Source organism: Pseudomonas sp. RIT-PI-q (genome assembly GCF_001297125.1).
GTDB lineage: Bacteria > Pseudomonadota > Gammaproteobacteria > Pseudomonadales > Pseudomonadaceae > Aquipseudomonas.
This window is the reverse complement of the sequence record NZ_LHPC01000054.1, coordinates 62,322-73,290: the sequence shown is the minus strand read 5'-3', so window position 1 is coordinate 73,290 and position 10,969 is coordinate 62,322. Positions and strand designations below refer to the sequence as shown.

Genomic DNA, 10,969 nt, shown 5'->3' with positions numbered 1-10,969 from the left:
TATTGATCTGCGCCTTACAACGCTATTAACGCGCGCTGGACTTAATGCACTTATCGCTGAAGTGTAATGATCAGCCCGGATTTCAACGTGCTTTGATAAAACCCATCACGATGCTGACTGAAAAACAAAACTTTTGAGCCTTCAGGTCCGGTGATTGCGAGGCCATCAGGCTCGGTAAACCATCCGGTCGTTTGCTCGCCCAGCCAGGCGCTCAAGCACTCGGCGCCCTCACCCAGGGTTTGATTCGCGTGTAATACGAGGGTGCATACCGTTGACGCTTGCGACTCTGGCGAGCCGCCGTTTGCGATCAGGGTCGCCTGCCATTTTCCGGCCAGCTGCGAGGGGTCTGCCAGTTTCAGGCTGCTTGCCATGGCTAAATCTCCAAAAAACATCATGAACGTGACCAATAGCCACGCGATTGTTCTGTAGGTGCAGCCGTTATGAATCATAAGGCGCTTCACTCATATCAAGAGCAGAGAGCAGCGCATCTGCGCCGCCCTCCTTTTCACTCACATCACGCAGCGATATCGGAGTAAGCCGCCTGGCCTACGGTGCTGACCAGGAAATCAGCCACGCCGTGCCCGGAGAAGTCCACCGACAACAGGCTGCCGCCGCTGGCGGTGCTCAACACCGCGTCGCCCGCTGCACCGGTGAACGCACTGACAAAATGCAGGCCCGCGCCGTTGGTGATACCGGTCAGGTCGATCTTGTCGAGCCCGCTGACAAAATCGAGGATCTGGTCGATAGCACCCGGCTTGGAGTCGCTGCTGGCGGCGAACACGAACGTGTCCGAACCTGCACCACCCCACAACTTGTCTGCCCCGCCCGCGCCGTAAAGGATGTCGTTGCCGGCACCACCCTTCAGCTCGTTGGACACGTTGTTGCCGATCAGCAGATCATTGCCTGAACCGCCAATGGCATTCTCGACGATGACCCCCTTGGCGATGGAGACGTTGCCCACCAGGCCGCCAACGTCGGAGAACGAGGCGTCATTGAGGTTGATCTTCTGGTTCTGGGTAAAACCCGAGAAGTCCAGAGTGTCCTTGCCGCCCGCATCCCAGACTGAGAACACCACTTTGTCCGACGACGAAGAAGCGCTGAGGAAGTCGCGACCGGCGTTGGAGTTGAAGCCGTAAGTGGTGTCACCGGTACGGGTGGTGGTGTTGGCGCCGTAGAGCTGCTGGATGGCCGCAATGTCGTCCATCAGCGGCCCGGACGCATACGCTTCGACGCCCCCCTTGCTGAAGTTCTGGCTGGTATTGCTTTCACTCCAGTAGCTCATGACGCTGTAGCCGCGAGTGTCTTGGCCGTAGGTCGCGTCGTTGTAGGTTGGCGCACCTTCACCAGCGTTGTAGTCGCCAGGGTGAGCCAGGCCCAGGGTGTGGCCGATTTCGTGGGTCAGGGTCTGACGGCCGTAGTTGTTCAGGTCCGGCGTCTTGTTAGGCGTGTAGCTGCTGTTGGTCAAATACCAGGAAGTCCCGTCGTAACCCGCGCCCGTACCCGGCAGATAGGCGAACGCTGCCGCGCCGTCCTGGCCGCCGCTGTAATTGCCGAAGGTCATGTGACCGTCGCCGCCAGTGGTCTTATCGGTGAAGGTGACGTTGGCCACGTCGGCCCAGGATTGCATGGCGAGTACGGCCTGGGTTTTCTGTTGCGCGCTGAACTGGCTGAACCCGCTGATCCCGTGCTTGTTCAGGGTGCTCGACGACGCCGAGGTGAGGAACGTATAGGTGAGCTCGATTTTGCCGCTGCCGTCCTTGTCCTGGTAGGCCGCACCGTCACGCAGCAATTGGTTAGCTGCCTGGTCGACGGAAAAGGAGGGTTTGCCATTGACCGTGAGGTTACCGCCCCGATCATATTGATGGCTGAAGCTATTGATCTGGTTGAACGCGGAACTGGATGCAGCCAATGATTGCGGCTGGAATGCCTGTTCGGCGGTATCAATAACGTGGTCTTTTACTTTCGACATAAACACACTTCCTTGTTTAGCTATGGAACAGTTTTTTGTCAGACAGCGACAATCTCTGGCGAGATCGTCCTATCACTCGCCCAATGAAGGCGAAAGAAAACTGACACAATTTGAAATCAAACGTCTACTACTTTTTTGACGTCAAATTGAAGTTGTTCCTGCAAGTACCCGGAAACAATGCGTGTGCTGCCGAAATATTATTTGTAGTTCAGAGGGGTTCGCTTAATTGTCCGACAATTGGCAATTTAAATATTAAATAAGAGTAAGTTGTTTTTTGTTGAGCTTATTCATAACAGTGCCAGTGAATTGATATCAGCGTTAAATCCATCAGATACCGAGTTGTATGGTTTCACGATCGCTACGCGACCGAACGCAGGCTGCGCCAGCTGCTACAAAACCCCCGGTGTACGCATAACCTGTAGCAGCTGCCGAAGGCTGCGTTCGGCTGCGCAGCAGTCGTAAACCCGGCTGACGCGGAACCCAACCTGAAACCCGGTTGAATGGTTTCACGATCGCTACGCGACCGAACGCAGGCCGCGCCAGCTGCTACAAAACCCCCGGTGTACGCATAACCTGTAGCAGCTGCCGAAGGCTGCGTTCGGCTGCGCAGCAGTCGCAAACCCAGCTGACGCGGAACCTAGCCTGAAACCCGGTTTAATGGTTTCACGATCGCTGCGCGGCCAAACGCAGGCCGCGCCAGCGGCTACAAAAACCCCGGTGTACGCATAACCTGTAGCAGCTGCCGAAGGCTGCGTTCGGCTGCGCAGCAGTCGCAAACCCAGCTGACGCGGAACCCAGCCTGAAACCCGGTTTAATGGTTTCACGATCGCTACGCGACCGAACGCAGGCCGCGCCAGCTGCTACAAAAACCCCCGGTGTACGCATAACCTGTAGCAGCTGCCGAAGGCTGCGTTCGGCTGCGCAGCAGTCGTAAACCCGGCTGACGCGAAACCCAGCCTGAAACCCGGTTGAATGGTTTCACGATCGCTACGCGACCGAACGCAGGCTTCGCCAGCTGCTACAAAAACCCCGGTGCACGCGACCCCTGTAGCAGCTGCCGAAGGCTGCGTTCGGCTGCGCAGCAGTCGTAAACCCGGCTGACGCGGAACCCAGCCTGAAACCCGGTTGAATGGTTTCACGATCGCCACGCGACCGAACGCAGGCTGCGCCAGCTGCTACAAAAACCCCCGGTGTACACATAACCTGTAGCAGCTGCCGAAGGCTGCGTTCGGCTGCGCAGCAGTCGTCAATCATCACAGCCAACACGCATCCCAAAGTGGATAGTCATGAACCCGCGTCACCAGTCCCGCTCGAATCGGATTGGCTACCACATACCGAGCAAGCGCTTTCACGTCTTCTTCCCGCCGAACTGCGCGATCGTGGTAGCCCTTCTGCCACAAGCGCCCTTGCCGTCCAAGCGCCTGGTTAACGGCAACGCTGCTGCGAGATTTGATTCGGCACATTAGCTCAGCCAACGTTTTGTCCCGCAGCTGCACCAGGCAGTGCATATGATCTGGCATCACGACCCAGGTCAAAAAATCGGCCCAACCCTCTTCCTGAGCCTGACGCAATTGCTGAATGACCAACCTCCCCAGGCGCCAATCAGCAAAAAACGGCTGTCGTTGGTGAACGACTGCCGTCAACAAGTAAACACGTCCAGACTCCGACAAGCGACCAATACGCAGCCGCCCGGCATTCATACAAACAGGCATTCCATTGCCTCCTTATCCGCTGAAAGGAGGCCAGGAATCTACAGGGTTACCTCAGCGCGAAAGAGGCCCCAACAGCTACAAAAGATGACCGATCAACTCCCCGTCCGAATCTTGTTCCAGACTCGCGTACGAACCCGGTCAATGTTCAACGGCATGGCCTCCAATGCGAACAATTTGCCCATCATTTCCGGGCTCGGGTAGACCTTGGTGTCGTTCTTGATGGCCGGGTCGATCAGGCTGTCGGCCTGTTCGTTGCCGTTGGCGTAGCGCACGTAGTTGCTGATGCCGGCCATGACGTCCGGACGCAGCAGGTAGTTCATGAAGGCGTAGCCGGCCTTTTCGTCCGGGGCGTCGGCGGGCATTGAGACCATATCGAACCAGATCGCCGCGCCTTCCTTGGGAATCGCATAACCGATTTCAATACCGTTGTTCGCTTCTCTGGCGCGGCTTTCCGCTTGCAGGACGTCACCGGAAAAGCCTACTGCCACGCAGATATCGCCGTTGGCCAGATCACCGGTGTATTTGGACGAGTGGAAATAGCTGACGTAAGGACGGACTTTCAACAGCAGCGCTTCGGCCTTCTTGTAGTCATCAGGATTTTTACTGTGATGCGGCAGGCCCAGGTAGTTCAGCGCCGCCGGCAGTAGTTCCGGTCCGTTATCGAGGATCGCTACGCCGCATTTTTGCAGCTTTTCCATGTACTCGGGCTTGAAGATCAGATCCCAGGAGTCCACAGGCGCGTTGTCGCCCAGAACCGCTTTGACCTTGGCAATGTTGTAGCCGATGCCGGTACTGCCCCACAGGTATGGAAAACCGTGTTCGTTGCCAGGGTCGTTGGTTTGCAGGGCCTTGAGCAACACCGGATTGAGATTCTTCCAGTTCGGCAGCTGCTCCTTGTCCAGTTTCTTTAACGCCCCGCCTTGAATCTGCCGTGCCATGAAGTGGTTCGACGGAAACACTACGTCATACCCGGAGTTACCGGTCATCAACTTGCCATCGAGGGTTTCGTTGCTGTCGTACACGTCATAACTGAAACCGATGCCGGTTTCCTTCTGGAAGTTTTTCGTGGTGTCTGGAGCGATGTAGCTCGACCAGTTATAGATCTTGACGGTCTCGGCCGCCTGACTGAGGGTCGCAACCAGCGCAAGTGGAGCCAGGGTCAATGTCTTTCGGATCATGAGTCGATTCCTGTTTGGGTTGTTTTTGTTGGCAGGCAATCAGAGGATCAAAAAATCAAAACGTAGGTCTTGCGCACGGTTTCCTGGATATCCCAGATGCCGAGGCTGTTGGCTGGCAACATCAGTGCGTCGCCGGCTTCTATGTGCAGGGTTTCACCGTCGTCCGGGGTGAAGGTGCAGCGCCCCTGGATGAAGTGACAAAATTCCTGGGCAACGATCTGCCGCCGCCAGCGGCCGGGCGTGCATTCCCAGACGCCGGTTTCGACGCCGTCGTCGCGTTCGACGCTGGTGGTCGAAGCCACGGCCACGGGCGTGCCCAAGGGCACGGCGACCGGGTTCGATTCGTCCAGCTTCAGGGTGGCGGTGTGCTTGAATTGCGTGATGCTCATGGGAGTACCTGTTGATTTAGAAGACGCCGTTACTGCATGAACCCTTCCATGAACCCCGCCACGCCGCAGGCCAGTTTGCGACGCCACGGCGCGGAAGTCGGGTTGGCCAGGGTCTGGTCTTCGTGGACGAAGCTGCGAATGATCGCGTTGTAGCCGAGCCAGCGGCAGGGCTCCGGCTCCCAGGCCTTGAGTGCATCGAGACCGCCCTGGGGGATCACCCACGGCTGCCGCACCCGCTCGCTGTCGCGCTGCAAAATCAAATCGGCCAGGGTCCGGCCGCCCAAATTGCTGGCACCGACGCCCTCCCCGCCATAACCGCCGGACAAGGCAATGCCGCTGGCATGATCGCAAAGCATGTGAGGCCTGAAGCGCCGGGACATGCCCAGATTGCCGCCCCAGGAATGAGTGATCCGCACGTTCTTCAGTTGCGGGAAGAGCTCGCCGAACAGGTAACGGCGCAACTCCACTTCGCTGGTGGTCAGGTCGAAGTCATGGCGTAACTTGCCGGCAAACTGATAACCACCGCGCGCGCCGAACACCAGGCGGTTGTCAGCCGTGCGCTGGCCATAGGTGACCTGACGGCTGCTTTCGCTGAAGGCCTGACCGCGACTCAGACCGATCTCGTCCCAGGTCGCGGCGGACAGCGGTTCGGTGGCCACGATCAAGCTTTGCACCGGCAACTGATAACGCCCCAACGGCGGCAAGGTGACCGCGTAACCTTCCACCGCCGGCACGATCCAGCGGCTGCGGACCACGGCTTTGGCAGTACGCAGGCTACCCGAGTGCCAATGGGTGACCGGGCTGTTCTCGTAGATCCGCACGCCCATGCGTTCCACCGTCCGGGCCAGGCCTCTCACTAACTTGGCCGGGTGAATAGTCGCAACGTGCGGTGCATAGATACCGCCATAAGGCTTGGCGACTCTGATCTGTTGCGCCAACTGCTCGGGGCTGAGCCAGCGATAATCGCTGTCGGTCAAACCCTGGCTATGGAGCTTGTCCAGATACTGCCGCAGGCTCGCTTCCTGTTCCGGGTAACGTGCGGCACAGTACAGCACCCCGCCTTTGCGGTAATCGCAGTCAATACCTTCACGTTCAAGGACAATCTCGACTTCATCAGGAATACCGTGCAACAGATCGAAAGAAGCCCGGCGCTGCTCCGGCGACAGGTCGGCGAGCAAGCGGTCTTCGCCCAGCAGGTTGCCCATCAGCCAGCCGCCATTGCGCCCCGATGCGCCAAAACCGGCGGTTTGTGCTTCGACGATGGCAATGTTCAGGTCCGGCGCCAGGCGCTTCAGGTAATACGCGGTCCAGAGCCCGGTGTACCCGGCGCCAATGATGGCAACGTCGACGTCCAGATCCTGTTCCAGCGCCGGACGCGCCAGCAACGGCTCGTCGAGTTGATCCATCCACACACTGATATTGCGCCACGCCGGCATACACGACTCCGCCACTCAACACTTCGATGGCGTCGATCCTACTGCGTGGGCTCAGAGACTGTCTTGCGCGCGTGCACGCAAAGAAATTTGTTTTGCGTAGGCCTTCGGCGACAGGCCCGTGTGCTGGCGGAAACAGCTGTAGAACGCCGACAGCGAATTGAAGCCGGCGGCAAAGGCCAGTTCATCAATGCGCCAGGGCGGTGAGGCGGCATCCAGTGCCGCGAGCAAATGCTGCAAGCGCGCCTGATTGACGTAGCGGTAGAAGCTTTGGCCAAGCACTTGATTGAGCAAATAGGAAATCTGATTGCGGCTGTACCCGCACTCCTTCGCCACCCGTTGCAGGTCGAGCTCAGGGTCGAGATAAGGTTGCTGGCGCTGGAAATACTGTTGCAGGTCGTCCGCCATGAAACTCAATTGGCGCGGCGACAAACCGAGCCGACTGACGGCCGGGCGCTGGTTGTTGGCGGCTTTGTTGGCGGGCTGCTCATGCACCAGCGACGCGTATTCGTTGACCCGCCAAATCAACCCGTCACGCACGGTAATCGCCTCGCTAGCCCGGAACGACACCAGCCCTGCACCGCCGCGAAGGGTGATGCGGTACTGAATGAACGCGGTGTTGCCGTCCAGTCGAATACGGTCCGAATGCTCCAGGGCCTCATCGGGATCACGCGGCATGCTGCTGCGCACGTACTCGCGCAGTTCGTCCAGCCCCATCACGCGGTTTTGGAAAAAGTCGTTGTACTGGACATCCGGGTGATACAGCGCCATGACGCCGTCCAGGTCCCGGTGTTTCCAGCGCAAGTGGTAACGCATGACCGTCTCGCCCGTGGCCTGGGTTTGCTGCGGACCATCGTCATCGGCGTGCATAAAGGACTCGGCGAGAAAACGCCGAGCTGGCCGAAGTTCCGGCCCGGCGTCAATGGGCAATCAGTGCTGGCCGCTTGCCGTAAAAGCCGCGCCACCGTGACTTGCATCAAAAAAAACTGAACCAATCGCCAAACGGCCTGAAAAAAAAACAAGATTTTCACATCTTGCTGCTACTTTTAAAGACAGTCACCGGTTGAGCCAATGAAGGCTCTTCCCTCCTAACATGAGCTAACGGAAGCGCTCGATGAAGAAGGCGGGCTACATATGAATAAAGGGTTTAGCAAAGTCACCTTTCCAAACGCCTGCCAGCTGATGCGCTGGCATTTTCATCCCATGGGTTTTGAGGCGAGCATGGACGCGCCGGGCAGCATGATTGCCCGTTTGTTTGACCGAGCCAGTGGCGAGACCATGATCGCCATTGCCGGCATTCCCTGCGCAACGGTCATGAATGCCGCGGATGTAGAACGAATAATCGAAGCGGTGGAGGATGAGCTTGAAGCATTCATTCCGCCAGTTGCCCTCAGAAGTTACGCCTGAAGGCCGAACGCCCATTAAAAAGCCCACATTATGTGGGCTTTTTAATGGGAAATTTTTCCTCCAACCCCTGTAGGAGCTGTCGAGTGCAACGAGGCTGCGATCTTTTGACCTTGCTTTAAAAAAAGAATCAAAAGATCGCAGCCTCGTTGCACTCGACAGCTCCTACAAGGGAGTTGCGGTTACGCTACTGTTTTGCCCTGTCGGTGATCGGCAAAGAACGCCTTGCCCTTGCCGACCCGATCGGACGCTTTAGGCATATTAGCCGCCTGAGTATCTTGGCCGTCGACATACCAGTAGCAATGGCTCACCGCCCGCGTGATGCCGACATAAGCCAGTCGCAGGATCTCGTCCTTCTGCGCATTGTCGTACGCCTCGCTGTCGCCAGCCTTGCCCAGTCCCGCCATGCGGTAGACCTGGTTTTTGTAAGGCGAACTAGTCAGGTGCTGACAATCCCCCAGCAGGAAAACCGCATCGGCCTGAAGGCCCTTGGCACTGTGATACGTCAGTTGTTTTAGCCGTCGCGACTCATACGGCAAGCTAGAATCAACATTAACTACAGTCTGAATATGTTGTTCTATCAATAACTTATCGCTACTTTTTCGATACAACATCAAGATCGAATCACCTTTCCTGTAGTGTTCCATCAAGCGCTGTGCCATGCCCTGATCGTCTCGATCGAGCACATTGACCGGCAGCAATGCCTTCGGCTCACCGCTGGCCTTGGCCTTTTTGCCGGCAATCGCTGGCGCCGCGCGAACGATGTGTTCGGCGGCATCAATGATGTGCTGATGGCTGCGGTAGTTGTCGCTGAGCATGACCTTTGTGGTGCTCGGCGACGGGAATTCCTTGTTGAACTCCATGAAATACGTCGGCGAACTGCCCCGCCAGCCATAAATCGATTGCCAGTCATCGCCCACACAAAGCAATGACGACCGTTGCGCGCCCCGCCCGACGTGCATGGCCGGACCGCGACTGCGGATCTCCGCCAGGCTTGCGCGGATCCAGGAAACGATTTGCGGCGATACGTCCTGAAATTCGTCGATCATCAGGTGCGACAAAGGCCTGAGTAGCTCATCACTCAGCAGCTTGAGGTTTTCCGGGGAATGCTCGCTGAACAAGGCGAACATCCGGTTGTACGTCATCACTGGAGGTTTCTGATCGAGCAGATGATCTTCCAGTGCGCGCCAGAACAGGCTCAAGGCTTCAAAGAAGAACCGGTCCGGGTCGTCCTTGGCAAAACTCATCTGGCCCACGGCAGTCGGTACATCCAGGCCGAGGTTCTCGATGAACCCGGCCGCAGCGACAAAACAGTCCAGCAATGGTGCAGAAGTGAGTTCGCCCTTGACCTTGTAATCGAAGCCCGGTCCGGCACTGGCATCACCGGCAAGCGAGGCCAGCACACGCTTTGAAGACTCATAACTATCAAGCCATATCAAAGGCTTACGACAGAAAGCTTGAAACAGGGTGCGCTTTACCGCCCACTCTGCGCGCACCGTCAACTTGGCGTTCGGACGGCTGACCTGCGGGTTTTCGCGGGGATCGAAACCCAGCACCACCCACGCGTCGAGGGTCGGAATATAGCCGTGGCAATGAAACGTCGAGCCGTTGATATCGAAGGTCTGACGCTTCGGCTCTATGCCTTTGATCGGCCAGGCGCCCGCGCGAAACCACAAATCTTCTATGGCATCGCAAAGTTCTTCATCACGCTTGGCGGCCAGTTCGGTCACGGCCATGCGTTTCTGCACGTCCGGGTGATCGCGTTCCAGCTCCTTGAGCTGCAAGGCGTGGCGCGACAACGGCTTGATCAACTCGCGAAAGCGCTCATCGCGAGTGTGCAGGCTGTGATAGCAGGCGTTGAGTTGCTGACGCTGGGCGTCGTTGATGCGCAGATCGAAAGGGTTGCTGTCGACCTCCTCATCGCCGTTTTGCGCCCGATGACTGAGGTTTTCGAAAGCTTGCAACCGCTCGAAGCCCGGCAGGCTGCGCACCATCGGCAGAATGCGCGAGTGGAAGGTGCGCACCAGATCACGCGCTTCCTTGAAACTCAGCGCTCGCCCCCAGAGGGCAAACAACTCGATCAGCTTATTGATGAAGTCTTTGCGCGACTCGCGGGTGAAGGTCACCACGGTCATCGAGCTCAACTCGAACCCCAGATAGTGCGTCAGCAGTAAAATACGCAGCACCAGCGTGGTCGATTTGCCCGCACCCGCACCGGCAATCACCGAGGTCGAGGGCGTATCGCTGAAGATCATCTTCCACTGCGCGGTGCTCGGCTGGGCATGCGCCGGCAGCAACCGCGCGACATCGGCCTTTATGCGTTTCTTCAGTTCAGCACTCAATGGCAGGCGCCAATCATCGAACAAGTAGTCATCGACATTGGGCGGTCGGTGTTCGGTTGAGCGCGAGTCGCGGATCAACAGCACCTGCCGGCCTTCTTCCAGCCCGTCGAGCTTGCCTTCCTTATAGCCGTAATCCACTCCGGCGCTGTGACCACTGCGAAAGCCGTCGGCCTGGCCGTGTAGCCAGGACGCGCGGTGTTGCGCACGCAGGCGTGTCAGGCCGTGGCCAAAGAACCGGGCGGCCAGGCGCTTGAGCAATGGCATCTCGGCCAGGGGACGAAGTTCAGGAGGAAGATCGGGGGTGTGTTGCGGCACGCGGACGGACTCCAGGGTGTGAGGCTGTTGAAGGCTATGGTGTCTGCATTTGCCGTTCAGTTCTAGTGAAATGCTTACAGGTCATTGGCTTATGCGATGAAGTGAAGGCTGTATGAGAGCGTTTCGAGGTCACAAAGCATCAGGTTATTCGATTGTAATGCGGCATTTTTTACGCTTTTTATCGATCAGTGCCTGATAGATGATGCTCGCCATCAACCCCTATTCAG

The 10,969-nt window shown here is 57.7% G+C and carries 9 protein-coding genes; 1 reads left to right on the top strand and 8 read right to left on the bottom strand.

The features are described from left to right. Positions 1-50: 50 nt before the first annotated feature. The 7 genes from AEQ67_RS28545 to AEQ67_RS28515 form a co-directional block, all read right to left on the bottom strand. A complete protein-coding gene (locus AEQ67_RS28545) occupies positions 51-449 on the bottom strand; it encodes an AprI/Inh family metalloprotease inhibitor (RefSeq protein ID WP_059407107.1) in 399 nt (132 codons plus the stop codon). Between the two features lie 65 nt (positions 450-514). Then, positions 515-1,969, bottom strand: coding sequence for a serralysin family metalloprotease (locus AEQ67_RS28540; protein ID WP_059407106.1), 1,455 nt, complete (start codon positions 1,967-1,969; stop codon positions 515-517). Between the two features lie 1,253 nt (positions 1,970-3,222). Further along, on the bottom strand, positions 3,223-3,681 hold the full coding sequence (locus tag AEQ67_RS28535) for an REP-associated tyrosine transposase (RefSeq protein WP_059407105.1): 459 nt from the start codon (positions 3,679-3,681) through the stop codon (positions 3,223-3,225). Between the two features lie 92 nt (positions 3,682-3,773). Continuing rightward, positions 3,774-4,859, bottom strand: coding sequence for a polyamine ABC transporter substrate-binding protein (locus AEQ67_RS28530; protein WP_059407104.1), 1,086 nt, complete (start codon positions 4,857-4,859; stop codon positions 3,774-3,776). Between the two features lie 47 nt (positions 4,860-4,906). Further along, positions 4,907-5,248 (bottom strand): cupin domain-containing protein, encoded by a 342-nt coding sequence (locus tag AEQ67_RS28525; protein WP_059407103.1) that lies wholly within the window; start codon positions 5,246-5,248, stop codon positions 4,907-4,909. A gap of 29 nt (positions 5,249-5,277) precedes the next feature. Beyond that, a complete protein-coding gene (locus AEQ67_RS28520; RefSeq protein ID WP_059407102.1) occupies positions 5,278-6,684 on the bottom strand; it encodes an NAD(P)/FAD-dependent oxidoreductase in 1,407 nt (468 codons plus the stop codon). Positions 6,685-6,735: 51 nt separating this feature from the next. Then, entirely contained in the window at positions 6,736-7,551 is an 816-nt protein-coding gene (locus AEQ67_RS28515; RefSeq protein WP_059407101.1) for a helix-turn-helix domain-containing protein, read from the bottom strand. 264 nt (positions 7,552-7,815) lie between these two features. Between AEQ67_RS28515 and AEQ67_RS28510 the strand changes: the two genes are divergently transcribed. Continuing rightward, on the top strand, positions 7,816-8,088 hold the full coding sequence (locus AEQ67_RS28510) for a DUF1652 domain-containing protein (protein ID WP_033054957.1): 273 nt from the start codon (positions 7,816-7,818) through the stop codon (positions 8,086-8,088). A gap of 179 nt (positions 8,089-8,267) precedes the next feature. On the opposite strand, the gene AEQ67_RS28505 is transcribed toward AEQ67_RS28510, so the two are convergent. Beyond that, positions 8,268-10,742, bottom strand: coding sequence for a UvrD-helicase domain-containing protein (locus tag AEQ67_RS28505; RefSeq protein ID WP_059407100.1), 2,475 nt, complete (start codon positions 10,740-10,742; stop codon positions 8,268-8,270). Positions 10,743-10,969: the final 227 nt, after the last annotated feature.